The sequence below is a fragment of the Streptomyces sp. NPDC001914 genome, from assembly GCF_042891215.1.
Classification (GTDB): domain Bacteria; phylum Actinomycetota; class Actinomycetes; order Streptomycetales; family Streptomycetaceae; genus Streptomyces.
Genome location: NZ_JBIASW010000022.1, coordinates 30,692 through 47,220 on the forward strand (window position 1 = coordinate 30,692; position 16,529 = coordinate 47,220).

Consider the following 16,529-nt stretch of genomic DNA (forward strand, 5'->3'; position numbering starts at 1 on the left):
GCCGCGCACCTATTGACTAGCTCTATTCAAAGAGCCAGGATGTGAATATCCACAGCAACAGTCCGCTAGGAGGCAGACCATGTCAGGACCCCGCCCCGTCCGAGCGCCGCGCGGTACGGAACTGAGCGCCCTGGGATGGCAGCAGGAAGCCGCCCTGCGGATGCTGCAGAACAATCTCGACCCCGAGGTCGCCGAGCACCCCGACAAGCTCGTCGTCTACGGCGGCACCGGCAAGGCCGCCCGCGACTGGCGCTCCTACGACGCCATGGTCCGCACGCTGCGGACCCTCAAGCAGGACGAGACGATGCTCGTCCAGTCCGGCCGCCCCGTCGGTGTCATGCAGACCCACGAGTGGGCCCCGCGCGTCCTCATCGCCAACTCCAACCTGGTCGGTGACTGGGCCAACTGGGAGGAGTTCCGGCGCCTGGAGCAGCTCGGCCTGACCATGTACGGCCAGATGACCGCCGGTTCCTGGATCTACATCGGCACCCAGGGCATCCTCCAGGGCACCTACGAGACCTTCGCCGCCGTCGCCGCGAAGAAGTTCAACGGCACCCTCGCCGGCACCATCACGCTGACCGCCGGTCTCGGCGGCATGGGCGGCGCCCAGCCCCTGGCCGTGACGATGAACGACGGCGTCGCGATCTGCATCGACGTGGACCCGCGTGCCATCGAGCGCCGCATCGAGCACCGCTACCTGGACGTGCGGGCCGACTCCCTGGAGCACGCCCTCCAGCTCGCCGTCGAGGCCCGCGACCAGCGCAAGCCGCTGTCCATCGGCCTGCTCGGCAACGCGGCCGAGCTGCTTCCCCGCATGCTCGCCGAGGGCGCGCCCATCGACATCGTGACCGACCAGACCTCGGCCCACGACCCGCTCGCCTACCTCCCCGTCGGCGTCGACTTCGACGACATGGCCGACGCGGCCGCCAAGGACCCGGCCGGCTTCACCACCCGCGCCCGCGAGTCCATGGCCCGGCACGTCGAGGCCATGGTCGGCTTCATGGACGCCGGAGCCGAGGTCTTCGACTACGGCAACTCCATCCGCGGCGAGGCCCAGCTCGCCGGCTACGACCGCGCCTTCGCCTTCCCCGGTTTCGTCCCCGCCTACATCCGCCCGCTCTTCTCCGAGGGCAAGGGCCCCTTCCGCTGGGCCGCCCTGTCCGGCGAGGCCTCGGACATCCGCAAGACGGACAAGGCGATCCTCGACCTCTTCCCCGAGAACGAGTCCCTGCACCGCTGGATCAAGCTGGCCGGCGAGCGCGTCCACTTCCAGGGCCTGCCCGCCCGCATCTGCTGGCTCGGCTACGGCGAGCGCGACAAGGCCGGCGAGCGCTTCAACGACATGGTCGCCTCCGGCGAACTCGCCGCCCCCCTCGCCATCGGCCGCGACCACCTCGACTGCGGCTCCGTCGCCTCCCCGTACCGCGAGACCGAGGCCATGCTCGACGGCTCCGACGCGATCGCCGACTGGCCGCTGCTGAACGCCATGGTGAACGTCGCCTCCGGCGCCTCCTGGGTCTCCCTCCACCACGGCGGCGGCGTCGGCATGGGCCGCTCCATCCACGCGGGCCAGGTCTCCGTCGCCGACGGCACCAAGCTCGCCGGCGAGAAGATCCGCCGCGTCCTGACGAACGACCCCGGCATGGGCGTCATCCGCCACGTCGACGCCGGCTACGACATCGCCGAGTCGGTGGCCGACGAGCGCGGTGTGCGCATCCCGATGCGCGAAGGTGACGACGCGTGACGTTCCACAGCATGTGGGCGGAGCTGCTGCCGGTCGGCCGCAGCTCCGCCTCCGGCGGCTACCGACGGTTCGCCTGGACCGGGGCCGACACCGACTGCCGCGCCTGGTTCCGGCAGCAGGCCGAGTCCCGCGGGCTCACCTACGAGCTGGACCGCAACGGCAACCAGTGGGCCTGGCTCGGCGACCCCGCCGGGGGCGACGCCGTGGTCACCGGCTCGCACCTGGACTCCGTGCCCGACGGCGGCGCCTTCGACGGCCCCCTCGGTGTCGTCTCCTCCTTCGCCGCGCTCGACGAACTCCGTGCCCGGGGCGTCCGGTTCACCAAGCCCCTCGCCATCGTCAACTTCGGCGACGAGGAAGGCGCCCGCTTCGGCCTCGCCTGCGTCGGCTCCCGGCTCGCCGCCGGACAGCTCACCGTCGAGCAGGCGCACCGGCTCACCGACGCCGACGGCATCACCCTGCCGCAGGCCATGGAACGCGCCGGGTACGACCCCGCCGGCATCGGCCCCGACCCCGAACGCCTCGGCCGGATCGGCGCCTTCGTCGAACTCCACGTCGAGCAGGGCCGCGCCCTCGACCTCAGTGGCGACCAGGTCGGCATCGCCAGCGCCATCTGGCCGCACGGCCGCTGGCGCTTCGACTTCCGCGGCGAGGCCAACCACGCGGGCACGACCCGGCTCGTGGACCGCCACGACCCGATGCTGCCCTACGCCGAGACCGTCCTCGCCGCCCGCCGCGAGGCCCGGCTCGCAGGCGCCGTCGCCACGTTCGGCAAGATCGCCGTCGAGCCGAACGGTGTCAACGCCATCCCCTCCCTCGTCCGCGGCTGGCTCGACTCCCGCGCCGCCGACCAGGCCACCCTCGACACGGTCGTCGGCGGCGTCGAGAAGGCGGCTCGCGAGTACGCCGAGGCACAGGGCGTCGAACTCGACGTGATCCGCGAGTCGTTCACCCCCGTCGTCGAGTTCGAGCACGCCCTGCGCGACGAACTCGCCCGCATCCTGGGCAAGGACCGGGACGCCGCCCTGAACGTGCCCGTCCTCGGGACCGGCGCCGGACACGACGCCGGAATCCTGTCCGGCACCGTCCCGACCGCCATGCTGTTCGTACGCAACCCCACGGGTGTCTCGCACTCCCCGGCCGAGTACGCCGCCGAGGACGACTGCGTGGCCGGGGTGACCGCTCTCGCCGACGTACTCGAAGGGCTGGCCTGCAGGTGACACAGACGTACTGGCTGGAACACGCCTGGCTCGACACCCACGTCGAGCCGGGCGTCGCCGTGACCGTGTCGGCCGGCGGCTCCGGGGCCGGTGCCGACGGCCGGGTCACCGACGTCCGCACCGGCGTCGGCACCCCGCCGCCGGGCGCCGAGATCCTGCGCGGACTCACCCTCCCCGGACTCGCCAACGCCCACTCCCACGCCTTCCACCGCGCCCTGCGCGGCACCGTCCAGGTCGGCTCCGGCACCTTCTGGACCTGGCGCGAGATCATGTACTCCTTCGCCGACCGGCTGACCCCGGAGACCTACCACGCGCTGGCCCGCGCGGTGTACGCGGAGATGGCACTCGCCGGAGTCACCGCGGTGGGCGAGTTCCACTACGTGCACCACGCCCACGACGGCAGCCGCTACAGCGACCCCAACGCCATGGGCGAGGCACTGATCGCCGCGGCCGCCGACGCCGGGATCCGCATCACCCTGCTCGACACGGCCTACCTCTCCTCCGGCTTCGGCCAGCCGCCCAACGCCCACCAGCGGCGCTTCTCCGACGGCACCGCCGACGCCTGGGCGGATCGCTCTTCACTTCTCAAGGACCGGGATCACGCACGGATCGGCGCGGCGATCCACTCCGTACGGGCCGTGCCCGCCGGGCAGCTCGCCACCGTGGCGCGCTGGGCCGAGGAGCGGCGCGCCCCGCTCCATGTGCACCTGTCCGAGCAGACCGCGGAGAACGAGGCCTGCCTGGAGGCCCACGGCCGCACGCCCACCCGGCTGCTCGCCGACCACGGCGTCCTCGGACCGCGCACCACAGGTGTCCACAACACTCACCTCACCGACGAGGACATCGCCCTGCTCGGCGGCTCGGGCACCGGCACCTGCATGTGCCCCACCACCGAACGTGACCTCGCCGACGGCATCGGCCCCGCCGTCGCCCTCCAGCGCGCGGGTTCACCCCTCTCGCTCGGCTCCGACAGCCACGCCGTCATCGACCTCCTCGAAGAGGCCCGCGCGATGGAACTGAACGAGCGGCTGCGCACCCGCACCCGCGGTCACTGGACGGCCGCCGCCCTGCTGCGCGCCGCGTCCGCAGACGGCCACGCCGCCCTCGGCTGGGACGAGGCGGGCACCATCGAGACGGGCGCGCTCGCCGACTTCACGACGATCGCCCTCGACTCGGTCAGAACAGCGGGACCGGTGCCGCGCCTCGGCGCGGAGACAGCCGTATTCGCGGCCACGGCCGCCGACGTCCGGCACACGGTCGTGGCGGGCCGGCACGTCGTGCGCGACGGCGCGCACAGGCTCGTACCGGATGTGCCGGCAGCGCTCGCGGACGCCGTCCAGGCGCTGCGCTCCTGAGTCCCGGACGGGCGGCGGACACCGCCCGTCCGCCACCACCCGCCACCCGGCTGGCAGTTCCCACCACCCGCCCGGCACCCCCCACCAGCAGTCCCGCCACCCCTGAGGACGCCATGAGCAGCACGACCGTCATCACCAACATCGCCAGTCTGGTCACCAACGATCCCTCCCTCGGCGACGGCTCCCCCCTCGGTCTGATCCAGGACGCGGCCGTCGTCATCGACGGCGACCGTGTCGCGTGGACCGGTGAATCAAGCAAAGCACCCGCCACCGACAACCGGGTCGACGCCGGCGGACGCGCGCTGATTCCGGGCTTCGTCGACTCCCACTCGCACCTGGTCTTCGCCGGCGACCGCACCCAGGAGTTCAACGCCCGCATGTCCGGCCGCGCCTACAGCGCGGGCGGCATCCGCACCACCGTCGCCGCCACCCGCGCCGCGTCCGACGAGGAACTGGAGCGCAACCTCACGCGCTACCTGCGCGAGGCCCTGCGCCAGGGCACCACGACCTTCGAGACCAAGTCGGGCTACGGCCTGACCGTCGAGGACGAGGCCCGCGCGCTGCGCATCGCCGCCTCGCACACCGACGAGGTCACCTACCTCGGCGCGCACATCGTCTCGCCGGACTACGCCGACGACCCGGCCGGCTATGTCGCCCTGGTGACCGGCGAGATGCTCGACGCCTGTGCCCCGTACGCCCGTTGGGTGGACGTCTTCTGCGAGAAGGGCGCCTTCGACGGCGACCAGGCGCGCGCGATCCTCACGGCGGGCAAGGCCAAGGGCCTGCACCCGCGCGTGCACGCCAACCAGCTCTCGTACGGCCCCGGCGTCCAGCTCGCCGTCGAGCTGGACGCGGCGAGCGCCGACCACTGCACCCACCTGACCGACGCGGACGTCGACGCCCTGGCGAGCGGCGACACCGTGGCGACCCTGCTGCCCGGCGCCGAGTTCTCCACCCGCGCCGAGTGGCCCGACGCCCGCAGGCTGATCGACGCCGGTGTCACGGTGGCCCTGTCCACCGACTGCAACCCCGGCTCGTCGTTCACCTCGTCCGTCCCCTTCTGCATCGCGCTCGCGGTACGGGACATGCGGATGACCCCGGACGAGGCCGTGTGGTCGGCGACCGCGGGAGGCGCGCGGGCGCTGCGCCGGGACGACGTCGGCCGGATCACGCCGGGCGCCTTCGCGGACCTGACCCTCCTGGACGCCCCGAGCCACGTGCACCTCGCCTACCGCCCGGGCGTCCCGCTGGTCACCGGCGTCTGGCGACGCGGCGTCCGCGAGATCTGAGCCCGAAGGCTCCGCCCCCGAAGCGGCCGGCCGACACGGGCCGACGTGGAGGCTCTCAGGCGCCGCCCGCGCGCCAGCGCTGGCCCGTGCCTCCGGTCAGCGGTACCAGGGACAGTCCTCCCTCGCCGTCCGGAGTCATGGCCGTCTCGATGGCCACGGCCGGACGGATCACGCCGTCCGGGTCGACGGTGAAGCGGAGGTTGTCGCCGTGGTCGCCGTCGAGCGAGGAGCACTCCCAGATGCCCACACCGCGATCGACGGAACCGCGGCTGTCCAGGCAGAAGTCGTCGTCCGCGGCCGACCGGAGGGAACCGTCGGCGACGCGCCAGCGCTGGGTGGAGGAGGAGGTGCAGGGCGCCGTGACGAGGTCGGTGCCCTTGTCCAGGTCGCCGTCGCGGATGTCCAGGCACAGCCCCGAGGCGACGTTCACCACCTGGGTGTAGGTGCCGCCCGGCGGGCGGAACACGACGGTCGGGGCCGGCTTCGGGCTCGGTGATCTCGTCGGCGCATGACTGCGGGACGGCGAGGGCGAGGCGGAGGTCGCCGAGTCCGAGGGCGAGGGCGGGCGCGAGGTCGCGGAGGCCGACGGGGTGACCGGGACCGTCGCCGTGACGGTCACCGCGGGCGGACCCGGGAGCGCCCCGACCGAGCCCGCCGCACCCGTGGACGGCTCGTCGCCCGAGGACAGCAGCAGGAACAGCACCGGTGCCAGGGCCACGCCCAGCGCCGCCGCCGAGGTCAGGACGAACCGGCGGGACGGCGGCCAGGGCAGCGGCGACGTCCGCCGGGCCGGGGCGGGACCGGACGGGACGGCGCCCGTGCGCGGCATGTCGTCCGAGACGTACGCCGTGCCCGCCCAGGGCAGCAGGCCCTCGGCCAGGGCGGAGCGCGGGTGGTCGCGCAGGGCGGTCAGTTCCTCGTACGCGGCCGAGCAGTGCGCGCAGCGCGCCATGTGGGTGTGCAGGTCGTTGCTGGTGCGGGGGTTGTCGGGCCGCACCGACTCCTCGATGAGCCGGCGGAAGTCCCCGCAGCGCGGATCGTCCGAGGCGGCCAGCCGGTACCTCAGACAGGCCTGGCCCAGCAACTGGAGTGCCTGGTCGGTGCCGTACGTGACGTCGTCGGCGGTGAGGCCGAGCAGGACCGCCGTCCGTTCGGCGGGCTCGCGCTCCAGGACCGCGTACCAGATGAGGCCCTGGGCGCGGGACGGGAGGGACTGGAAGGCGGGCAGCAGGGAGGGTACGGGGCCGCCGGGGCCCGCCGTGCTGAGGACGAGGAGCAGCCCGGGGTCGAGTCCCGCGGCCCGCTGGTCGCGGGCCCAGGAGGCCGCGACCCGCCCGGTCAGCAGCAGGAGCTGGTGCCGCCAGGGGACGTTCGGGTCGATGCCGCGTGCCGTCTCGCGGGCCGCGAGGGTGAAGGTCTGCGCGGCGAGCTGCGAGGCTCCGGAGTCGCCGGTGGTGCACAGCCGGGCGTAGGCGAGGACGGAGGCGCGGTGGCGGGTGCGGAGTTCCTGGAGAGCCGCGTACGCGGTCGAGGTGCCGGAGCGCAGCAGCTCGGTCAGCCGTGCGTCGGACGCTCCCGCGGGCAGTCCGTCGGCCTCGGCCGGTGTGTCTTTGCCGGCCGGGTCGCCCTGTGCCATGTTCGTCCGCCTCCCCGCACCTGGTGCGTGCTCGTCCCGTCCTGACGTACCGGCCAGTTTGGGAGCCCCATAGTGACCGGATCGGCCTTCCGGGGAAAGAGTTGCCGGACAACGATTCCTTGGGAGCGCTCTCAATCCGCCCACCCAATGTCCGTGCGGGACAGGGAAGTTGCCCGTGCGTGACACGGGCGCGTGCGGGGAGAAGCGGAGAGGTCCGGCGCCGTCGGCACCGGACCTCTCGGACGCGCGGCCCCGCGGGCCGCGAAGTCGTGTCACTCCTCGACGGTCAGGCCCTTGCGGAGTCGCACGAGGGTGCGCGACAGCAGCCGGGAGACGTGCATCTGGGAGATGCCGAGTTCGTCGCCGATCTCGGACTGGGTCATGTTCGCCACGAAGCGCAGGGAGAGGATCTGCCGGTCGCGCTGCGGGAGTTCCGCGATCAGCGGCTTGAGGGACTCCACGTACTCGATGCCTTCGAGTCCGTGGTCCTCGTAGCCGATGCGGTCCGCGAGCGCGCCCTCGGAGTCGTCCTCCTCGGGCTGGGCGTCCAGCGAACTGGCCGTGTAGGCGTTCGACGCGGCCATGCCCTCGACGACCTCGTCGCGGCCGATGCCGAGCCGCTCGGCGAGCTCGTCCACGGTGGGGGCGCGGTCGAGGCGCTGGGCCAGCTCGTCGCCGGCCTTGGCCAGGTCGAGCCGGAGTTCCTGGAGCCTGCGGGGTACCCGCACCGACCAGGAGGTGTCGCGGAAGAAGCGCTTGATCTCGCCGATGATCGTCGGCATCGCGAAGGTGGGGAACTCGACGCCCCGGCTCAGCTCGAAGCGGTCGATCGCCTTGATGAGGCCGATGGTGCCGACCTGGATGATGTCCTCCATCGGCTCGCTGCGGGAGCGGAAGCGGGAGGCGGCGAACTTCACCAGCGCGAGGTTGAGTTCGACGAGCGTGTTGCGTACGTACGCGTGGTCGTGCGTGCCCTCTTCGAGGGATTCGAGCCGCGCGAAGAGTGTCTTGGACAGAGCCCGTGCGTCCACCGGCCCCACCTCGTCGTACGGGGGGATCTCCGGAAGTCCGTCGAGTCCGGTGAGTGCGTCGACTCCGTGGGTTCCGGTCGCGTCGACGTGCTCCGGGGCGTCCGGAGAAGGTGTCGACGTCGCCGTCAGGGTCTGCGATGCGTCGAGCCGGGGTGACATGTGTCCTCCATCGTTCTCGGCATATGGCCGCCGATGCCAATACGTGCACTGCGGTGTGCGGCGCCTCCAAAGCCGGCCGGGTCGGATAGGTGTCTCTACTAGCCCTACCCGGTTTCCGGAACTCACCGCAAGTGTCATCTGTGGTGAAATGTCCAATATCAGGGGGTTGTTCGGGTGTCGGGTGACGTAGAGAAGGCGTAGTGTTCGAGTGCGTACGTCAGTAGTCGCGACACTCGGGAGAGAGACGGCATGGACCGCGGGACGGTCGGCAGCGCACAGTCTGGCCGGCTTCTTGTCGAGGTGCGGGAAGAGGGCGCGAGCGCCGTCGTGACTCCCGCGGGTGAGCTCGATCACCACACGGCCGATTTGTTGCGTGAGCCACTCGAGGGCTGCCTCGAAAAGGGGTATGCGCGCCTGATCATCGACTGTTCCCGGCTGGAGTTCTGCGACTCCACCGGGCTCAATGTGCTGCTCGGCGCCCGGCTGAAGGCCGAGGCCGCGGGCGGCGGGGTGCACCTGGCCGCGATGCAGCCGGTGGTCGCGCGGGTCTTCGAGATCACCGGGGCGGAGGCCGTTTTCACCGTCCACGACACGCTCGAAGCGGCGCTGTCCGGCTGAGCCGGAGGCCTTCCGCCATGCCTCCTTCCCCGTCCCGGGCGCCTCTGCGCGATCGGCGCGTTACCCGCGTCACAGATCCCGCGCCGAAAAGATGGGTGTTCGGACGGTTTCGTCGGGCAGGAGACATCGTGAATGCTCCGGCGGTCCAGGGGCCGGCGGCCGGCTCGGCGGTAGTTGTTGATCCACAAGCGGCGAAAGCCGTTGATCCATCCGTACTGAGTACTGCGTACTGAGTTTTGAATCGTGAACCGGTGAATCGGTGAGGTGAAGCGCTGATGAGCACCACCCGGCCCTGCTCGCCGGGCGACCGCGGCCCCGAGTCGGGCGACGGCGGCGCTTCCGCGGTGTCCGCGCGGAGCGTGGCGCCCGTGGACGGCGCGACGCCCGTCGACAGTGGCTCCCCGGCCCGCGCGACGCCCGACGGCGGTGCCTTCCCGGCGGGTCCGGCACCCGTCGACAAGGGCACCCCGGCGGGTGTGACGCCCGACGGCGGTGGCTCCCCTGCGGGTGCGGCGCCCGACGGCGGTGTCTCCCCCGCGGGTGCGGCGCCTGTCGACAGCGCCGCGGCCAAGGCTTCCGTGTCCGTCGGTGGCCAGGTCAGGGCGCTGAACCTCGCCGGCGAGAGCGGCGTCGTGCCGCTCGCCCGCGACTTCGCCCGGCAGGCGCTGTACGCCTGGGGCTGGCTGCCCGCGGCGAGCGCCGACCGGCGGGCGGCCGCCGAGGACGTCCTGCTGGTCGTCTCCGAGCTGGTCACGAACGCCTGCCTGCACGCCGAGGGCCCGGACGAGCTCCGCGTCTCCTGCGACAACAAGGTGCTGCGCATCGAGGTCTCCGACCGGGGTTCGGGCCAGCCCGCCCCGCGCACCCCGCACCGCGCCGGCCGCCCCGGCGGCCACGGCATGTTCATCGTGCAGCGGCTCTGTCTCGACTGGGGGGTCCTGCGGACGCCCGGGGTCGCGGGCAAGACCGTCTGGGCGGAACTGGGCGCTCCCGCGTAGTCCGCGGGTCCGGCCGCCCGGCGCCCCCGCGGTCCCGACCCCTCCTCCCGCACCACCCGATGCGCGCCGGATCCCCACGGATCCGGCGCGCACTTTGTCTTCCCTCCACAAGTCACCGGGCGTACCTTGACGGCCGATCTGATGTACCGTCAGGAATGAGGGCGAGCCCGTGACGTACCGGACGTACCAGAAACGAACCGCCGCGCTCGCGTTCGCCGCGGCCCTGGCCGGCTCGGCGGTGCTGACGGCCGCCCCCGCAGCCCAGGCCGACGTGGTGGACGTCAACTACCAGTGCAAGACGCCGATCGGCGACAAGAGCGCCGTCTCTCCCATCGACATCAAGGGCGTCAAGAGCGGCAGCGCCTACAAGCTCACGATGTCCTGGCAGAAGGGCGTCTCCTCCAGCCCGGTCGAGCTCGGCAAGGGCGCGATGTCACCGAGCGCCGTCATCAAGGTGGGTGGCGCGGACAGCGGAACGGTCGCGGTCAGCGGACCGGCCAACGCGGCCGCCATCCCCGCCAACACCCCCATCAAGATCAGTGACTTGAGCGGCACGTACACGCCGAAGAAGTCGGGCAAGGTCACCTTCACCGCGGGCGTCCTCACCATCAAGGCCCTCGGCACCACGACCACGTGCACGCCCTCGAACAACCCGGGGCCCTCGCTGACCCTCGACGTCACGGCGGCCGGCGGTTCGGGTTCGTCGAGTTCGGGTTCGTCGAGTTCGGGCTCCTCCGGCTCCAGCGGGAGCCAGAGTGGCACCGGCTCCGGCGACTCCCTCCCGCAGACCGGGCCCGAGGACTCCGTGATCGCTCTCGGCACCCTCGGCGGCACGGTCCTGCTCGCCGGCGCGGCAGGCGTGCTGTGGCTGACGCGCAGGCATCAGGCGGTACGCCGCTGACCGTCCCGCACCACGACCTGGAGCCGCCGCATGCCGTACGCACTCCCCGCTGCCCGCGTGCTGGGCCTGACCCTGGTGCTGCTGAGCGCGGCACCGACGGCCCTGGCCGCCGAGGGCTGGTCCGTCGTTCCGGCCGCGGGCGGCGCGGCCGACGGACGGCCCTCCGTCTACGCGGAGGGCACGCCCGGCACGGTGCTCCAGGACGCGGTGTCCGTGCTCAACCCCGGTACGCGGCCCGTCACGGTCCGGCTGCGCGGCGCCGACGCGGACAACGCCGCCGACGGCGCCTTCACGGTGCGCGAACGGGCGGCGGACGCGGGCGCGTGGATCGCCTTCGCCGGGCACGCGGGCGGCCGCAGGACCGCGGTGCGGGAACTGTCCGTACGGGTGCCGGGCCACACCCGGGCCGACGTGCCGTTCAGCATCGGCGTCCCGGCCGGAGCGGCTCCCGGCGACCATCCCGGCGCGATCGTCGCGAGCGGCGGCGGCCGCACCTCGGCGGTCCGGGTCCAACTGCGGGTGCCGGGGCCGGCGTTGTCGGCGCTGACCGTGGAGCACGTCAGGGTCGGCGGCGGCAGGATCTCGTACGAGCTGGTCAACCGCGGCACCACGGTCCTCGCCCCGCGGCTGGCCGTGCGCGCGGACGGGGTGTTCGGCGCGCTGCTCGACCGGGGCCCGCGCGCCCTGCCCGTCGAACTCCTGCCGGGCCGCCGCGTCACCCTCCACGAGCCGTGGACCGGCCCGCCGGCGCTCGACGCGGCGCAGGTGCGGCTGACGGTGACGGCGGCGGACGGGGTGCGCGCGACGGCGAGCGCGAAGGTCCGCTTCGTGCCGTGGGGCGCGGTGGCCGGGGTGTCGGGCGCCCTGGTGGCGCTGACGGCCGCCCTGTCCGTCGTACGGCACCGGAGGCGCCCCGGGATGCCGGGGCCTCGCGGACGTCGGGCGCGGGACGACGGAGCCGGTGAACACACCGGCACGGAGGTCGAGTTGACGGGAGCGGTGTCGTGAGCGTCCTGGGCGGAAAGGTGCGGGCGGCGGCGCTGGGGGCGGTGCTGGCCCTCGTCCTGGTCCCGTCGGTGGTGGGCCTGTCGGGTTCGGCGTCCGCCGCAGGGAAACCCGGCGTCACGCTGTCCAGGTCCGAGGCGGGAACCGGTGCTTCGATCACCGTGACCGGCAGCGGATGGCGGCCCGGGACACTGCTGATGATGCTGATCTGCGGGCAGTCCGTGCCCTCGCGCGGGGTGATCGGCGGCACCAACTCCTGCGCCAACGCCGACGGACGGGCCGTCACCACCGACGAGAAGGGCGGCTTCAGCAGGAGACTGCCGGTCGCCGAGCCGCCCAGGCCCTGTCCCTGTGTGGTGCACGTCGCCACCGTCACCGGGGAGAAGGCCGAGGCCGACGCCATCTTCATGGTGGCCGGCCACGCGGTCGCGCCGCTGCCGAAGGAGGAGAGCGGCGGCCGCGTCGCGGTGCTGACCGACCCCCGGCTCGACGGGTCCAGTGGCCTGCTGACCTGGTTCGGCTCACCGCCCTCGCGCACCCTCGTCCTCACCGTCGGCAACGTCGGCACCAGCCCCGTGAAGGACCCGGTCTTCCAGGTCGGCACCTCCCACGGGGTGTTCGCCCCGCGGTGGGAGGAGCAGCAGTGGCGGGGCAGCATCGCGCCCGGCCGCAAGGCACAGATCAGACTCCCGGTCGAACTGCCGGCCGGGGCGCACGGCGACTACACGATCTCGCTGAAGTACGGCGGGAAGGTGCTCGCCGAGCAGCCGTGGGGCGTGGGCCGCCCCTGGGGAGTCACCGTCTTCTGGATCCTGCTCTGCGTGGTCGTCCCGGCCGCCGTGTTCCGTGTCGGCATGGCCGTGGTCGACCGGGTGCGCCCCCGCAGGTCGACCGGGCGGGCGGCACGGCACCGGGGGCTGCGACCGGGCGGGCCGACCCTGCGGCTGCCCTGGACGAACCCCGCCCCCCGCACCCCGGCGGACGACCCCGCCTCCCCGGCTCCGGCCCTGCCCTGGTTCACCCCGGACGCCGGTCCGGGGACCGGGGCGAACGGTCAGCTCTCCGCACCGCACGAGAACGGTCCGACGACGCAGACGAGAAAGGGGCATACGTGAGCACGCAACGGAGAGTGGAACGGGCCGGAGGCCGCAGAGCGGGCGCGGCCGGGGTCGCGCTGATGCTTGGCGGTGCGGGCATCCTGCTGGGAGTGGCCGCCGTCCCCGCGCAGGCCGCGGAGGTCTCGTACAGCACGGAGTGCATTCCGCCCGCGATCTCCGGGCTGCCCCCCGTTCAGGGCACCACGAAGGTGGAGATCACCGCGCCCGCGGAGGCCAAGGTGGGCGACGAGGTCACCATCACCTGGAAGTTCGTGCAGGCCGCCTCGAAGAACCCCGACGTCCTCGACCTCGACGCGAACACCGTCAAGCCCACGGGGACGCTGAAGGCGGGCGGCGCGCAGACGGCGGACATCGCGATGGAGGGACCGCGCGAGAACCCCGCCATCCCCAAGAACAGCGCCATGAAGCTGTCCGACATGACGGGCAGGCTGAAGCTGACGACGGCGGGCGACGTCACGCTCACCCCGGACGCGTACAACATCAATGTCAGCAAGCCGATCTCCACCGACACCAAGTGCACGCCCAAGGAGTCGGTGAACTCCTCGGCGACCATCAAGGTGACGAGCGGCGGCGGTTCGGGCGGCACGCCGACACCGACTCCGACCCAGACTCCCAGTCCCAGTCCGACCGCGCCGTCGCCGAGCGGTTCGGCCACCCCGTCGCCGAGCGGCAGCGGGACCGACGGCGGGTCCGGCGGGCAGACCGACTTCACGGGCAAGGAGGTCTCCGTCCCCTACGCGTGCAAGACACCCATCGGAGACAAGAACGCCACCTCGGCCGTCCAGATCAACGCCAAGAAGGACGGTGGGAGCTTCGCGCTCACGGTGCGGTTCAAGGCGTCGGTCATGGACAGCCCGGCGGACATCCCGGCTGATTCGGTGAAGCCGTCGATGGAGGTGGTCCTCGGCGGCGCCGACAAGGGAACGGTGCACGTGGAGGGCCCGACGAACTCCGCGCCCATCAAGTCCGGCGACCCGATCGAGATCCCCGATCTGAAGGGCACCTACAAGCCGGGCGCGACCGGGAGCTCGACGCTGTCCCCGGGCGTGCTGACGGTGATGGCCCTGGGCACGACGACGACCTGCACCCCGACGAGGTCCGAGGTCTCGCTGACCCTGGACACCTCGGAGCAGGCGAGCGGCGCCTCGGGCGGCGGGTCCACCTCGTCCGGCTCGGGTTCCGCCGGAACGTCGGGCGGCCTGGCGGAGACGGGTTCCGACAGCCACAGCGCCCTCCAGGCGCTCGGCCTGGTGGCGGGCACGGTCGTTCTGCTGGGCGGCGCGGTCTTCACCTTCATGCCGGGCCGCCGCCGGACACGGTGACCGGCACGTTCTGATCCCCGTGGCCCGCGGCCGGTTCCCGTACCGGCCGCGGGAACGGCCCGTGAGAAGGCCCGCGGGGAACGGCCCGCGGGGAACGGCCCGCGGGGAACGGCGAAGGGCCGCCGCACCGGACGGTGCGGCGGCCCTTCGCCGTGCTGCGGGACCGACGTCAGTGGACGTCGCCCATGAGCGCCTTGACCTTCTTGCGGTACATCCACACCGCGACACCGGCGATCACGGCGAGCGTGGCCTCCATGGCGACGATGCCCGTCTTGTTGAGGTCGACCTCGGCGATGGAGAGCAGACCGGTCGTGGCGTCACCGGCGGTGACGGCCAGGAACCAGACGCCCATCATCTGGGAGGCGTACTTCGCGGGAGCCATCTTCGTGGTGACGGAGAGGCCGACCGGGGACAGCGTCAGCTCACCGACGGTCTGCACGAAGTAGATCGCCACCAGCCACATCGCGGCCGCCTTGTGACCGCCCTCGGCGATCATCAGCGGGGCCAGGAAGAGGAAGAACGACGCGCCGATCAGGATCAGACCCGAGGCGAACTTCGTCGCGGTGCTCGGCTCCTTGCCGCGCTTGTTCAGCCACAGCCAGGCGAAGGCGAAGACCGGGGCCAGCGCCATGATCATGACCGGGTTGACCGACTGGTACCAGGAGACCGGGAACTCCCAGCCGAAGATGGTGTTCTTGGCCGACTCGTCGGCGAAGATCGACATCGTCGAGCCGCCCTGGTCGTAGATCATCCAGAAGACGGCCGCGGCGACGAAGAACCAGATGTACGCGGACATCTTCGACTGGTCGGCACGGTCCAGGGACTTGTCGCGCTTGATGCGCCCGATGACCATGACCGGGATGACCAGGCCGGCGATCGTGATCGGGACCAGCAGCCAGTTCAGCGTGTAGTGGCCGGAGAAGCCGACGATCGCGTAGAAGACGACGGCGACAGCGGCCCACAGCGCGGACTTGCGCAGCGTCGAGGACTTTTCTTCGGCGGTCAGAGGCGTGGGGACCTCGTGCGACTTCGCGCTGAGGTGACGGCCGCCGAGCAGGTACTGGATGAGACCCAGCGCCATGCCGAGCGCGGCGAGGGCGAAGCCCAGGTGCCAGTTCACGTTCTCGCCGACGGTGCCGATGATCAGCGGAGCGGCGAAGGCGCCGAGGTTGATGCCGACGTAGAACAGCGTGAAGCCACCGTCACGGCGCGGGTCGTCCGGGCCGTCGTAGAGGTGGCCCACCATCGTGGAGATGTTGGCCTTCAGCAGACCGGAACCGATCGCCACGAGGCCGAGGCCCGCGTAGAAGGTGCCGGAGGAGGGCAGAGCCAGCGTGAGGTGGCCCAGCATGATGATCAGACCCGCGACGGCGACCGTCTTGCGGGGGCCGAGAACGCGGTCGGCGAACCAGCCGCCGGGCAGGGCGAGCAGGTACACCAGGGAGAGGTACACCGAGTAGATCGCGGTCGCGGTGGCCGCGCTGAGGTGCAGGCCGCCCGGTGCCACCAGGTACAGCGGGAGCAGTGCCTTCATTCCGTAGTAGGAGAAACGCTCCCACATCTCGGTCATGAAGAGAGTGGCCAGTCCGCGGGGGTGGCCGAAGAAGGTCTTCTCGGAGCCGGGGATTCCCGGAGTCACCGAGTCCTTCGTCAGGCTGGACGCCATGGTCGATCCTTGCTGGTCGGGACGCGCTGTTGGGGGGTCCCCTCACTCACGCGGACAGCGGGAGCTCGGGGGAATTACGCGCCCATGGGGGGCGGCCGGCACCGGCGGGGTTCCGCGTCCTTCCCCACGCCCATGGGGAGTCCGCTCCGGCATTGCCGGAGCGGCGGACGGCGACCACCGGGATCCACGCCCGTCACGCGTCAGCGTGTCCGGGCCCGGCCACAGGTCATTCCTTCGAGGCTGGCTGACACCAGCCCGCACACAGAAGAGACCTTCAGCATCAAGTTCGAGCCAAAGGTCCCGATGTGGTGCAACAGGCGTCTGGTCACCATACGACATCGCAATGCCCCATATGGAAGGACTTGAGAGATGGATCACAGGCAATCATGGAACCGCGAGCGATCTTTCGAAGGTGTCATCCACGATCTCATCCCACACCCACAGGTAAGAAACACCCGGACGGAGGG

At 72.0% G+C, this 16,529-nt stretch carries 13 protein-coding genes; 10 read left to right on the plus strand and 3 right to left on the minus strand.

The genetic code is table 11. The features are described 5' to 3' along the window. Positions 1-79 precede the first annotated feature (79 nt). The 4 genes from hutU (at position 80) to hutI (ending at position 5,608) form a co-directional block, all read left to right on the plus strand. A complete protein-coding gene (gene hutU, locus ACFYYF_RS37480; RefSeq protein WP_388782998.1) occupies positions 80-1,744 on the plus strand; it encodes a urocanate hydratase in 1,665 nt (554 codons plus the stop codon). Further along, positions 1,741-2,964 (plus strand): allantoate amidohydrolase, encoded by a 1,224-nt coding sequence (locus ACFYYF_RS37485; protein WP_388783001.1) that lies wholly within the window; start codon positions 1,741-1,743, stop codon positions 2,962-2,964. Before hutU ends, ACFYYF_RS37485 begins: the two co-directional genes overlap by 4 nt. Beyond that, positions 2,961-4,319: a formimidoylglutamate deiminase gene (locus ACFYYF_RS37490; RefSeq protein ID WP_388783003.1), complete on the plus strand. Its 1,359-nt coding sequence runs from the start codon at positions 2,961-2,963 to the stop codon at positions 4,317-4,319. The genes ACFYYF_RS37485 and ACFYYF_RS37490 overlap by 4 nt, the downstream gene beginning before the upstream one ends. Before the next feature lie 113 nt (positions 4,320-4,432). Beyond that, complete coding sequence (gene hutI / locus ACFYYF_RS37495; RefSeq protein WP_388783005.1) at positions 4,433-5,608, plus strand: imidazolonepropionase; 1,176 nt, start codon at positions 4,433-4,435, stop codon at positions 5,606-5,608. A gap of 55 nt (positions 5,609-5,663) precedes the next feature. Here hutI and ACFYYF_RS37500 read toward each other — a convergent pair whose 3' ends face one another. Together ACFYYF_RS37500 and ACFYYF_RS37505 are read right to left on the minus strand one after the other, a co-directional pair. Beyond that, positions 5,664-7,244 (minus strand): ricin-type beta-trefoil lectin domain protein, encoded by a 1,581-nt coding sequence (locus tag ACFYYF_RS37500; RefSeq protein ID WP_388783008.1) that lies wholly within the window; start codon positions 7,242-7,244, stop codon positions 5,664-5,666. A 272-nt stretch (positions 7,245-7,516) separates the two neighbouring features. Next, on the minus strand, positions 7,517-8,434 hold the full coding sequence (locus ACFYYF_RS37505) for an RNA polymerase sigma factor SigF (RefSeq protein ID WP_361684096.1): 918 nt from the start codon (positions 8,432-8,434) through the stop codon (positions 7,517-7,519). Between the two features lie 249 nt (positions 8,435-8,683). Between ACFYYF_RS37505 and ACFYYF_RS37510 the strand changes: the two genes are divergently transcribed. The 6 genes from ACFYYF_RS37510 to ACFYYF_RS37535 all read left to right on the plus strand — a co-directional run bounded on the left by ACFYYF_RS37510 (position 8,684) and on the right by ACFYYF_RS37535 (position 14,396). Then, positions 8,684-9,052 (plus strand): STAS domain-containing protein, encoded by a 369-nt coding sequence (locus ACFYYF_RS37510; RefSeq protein ID WP_361684099.1) that lies wholly within the window; start codon positions 8,684-8,686, stop codon positions 9,050-9,052. A gap of 275 nt (positions 9,053-9,327) precedes the next feature. Then, the gene (locus tag ACFYYF_RS37515) at positions 9,328-10,050 is read left to right on the plus strand and encodes an ATP-binding protein (protein WP_388783012.1); all 723 of its coding nucleotides are present in this window, start codon (positions 9,328-9,330) and stop codon (positions 10,048-10,050) included. 169 nt (positions 10,051-10,219) lie between these two features. Beyond that, complete coding sequence (locus ACFYYF_RS37520; RefSeq protein ID WP_388783015.1) at positions 10,220-10,951, plus strand: LPXTG cell wall anchor domain-containing protein; 732 nt, start codon at positions 10,220-10,222, stop codon at positions 10,949-10,951. A 30-nt stretch (positions 10,952-10,981) separates the two neighbouring features. Next, on the plus strand, positions 10,982-11,959 hold the full coding sequence (locus tag ACFYYF_RS37525; RefSeq protein WP_388783017.1) for a hypothetical protein: 978 nt from the start codon (positions 10,982-10,984) through the stop codon (positions 11,957-11,959). 5 nt (positions 11,960-11,964) lie between these two features. Beyond that, a complete protein-coding gene (locus ACFYYF_RS37530) occupies positions 11,965-13,071 on the plus strand; it encodes a hypothetical protein (RefSeq protein WP_388783096.1) in 1,107 nt (368 codons plus the stop codon). A 62-nt stretch (positions 13,072-13,133) separates the two neighbouring features. Continuing rightward, positions 13,134-14,396 (plus strand): hypothetical protein, encoded by a 1,263-nt coding sequence (locus tag ACFYYF_RS37535; RefSeq protein WP_388783099.1) that lies wholly within the window; start codon positions 13,134-13,136, stop codon positions 14,394-14,396. Between the two features lie 169 nt (positions 14,397-14,565). On the opposite strand, the gene ACFYYF_RS37540 is transcribed toward ACFYYF_RS37535, so the two are convergent. Beyond that, complete coding sequence (locus ACFYYF_RS37540) at positions 14,566-16,062, minus strand: oligopeptide:H+ symporter (protein WP_388783020.1); 1,497 nt, start codon at positions 16,060-16,062, stop codon at positions 14,566-14,568. Between the last annotated feature and the right edge of the window lie 467 nt (positions 16,063-16,529).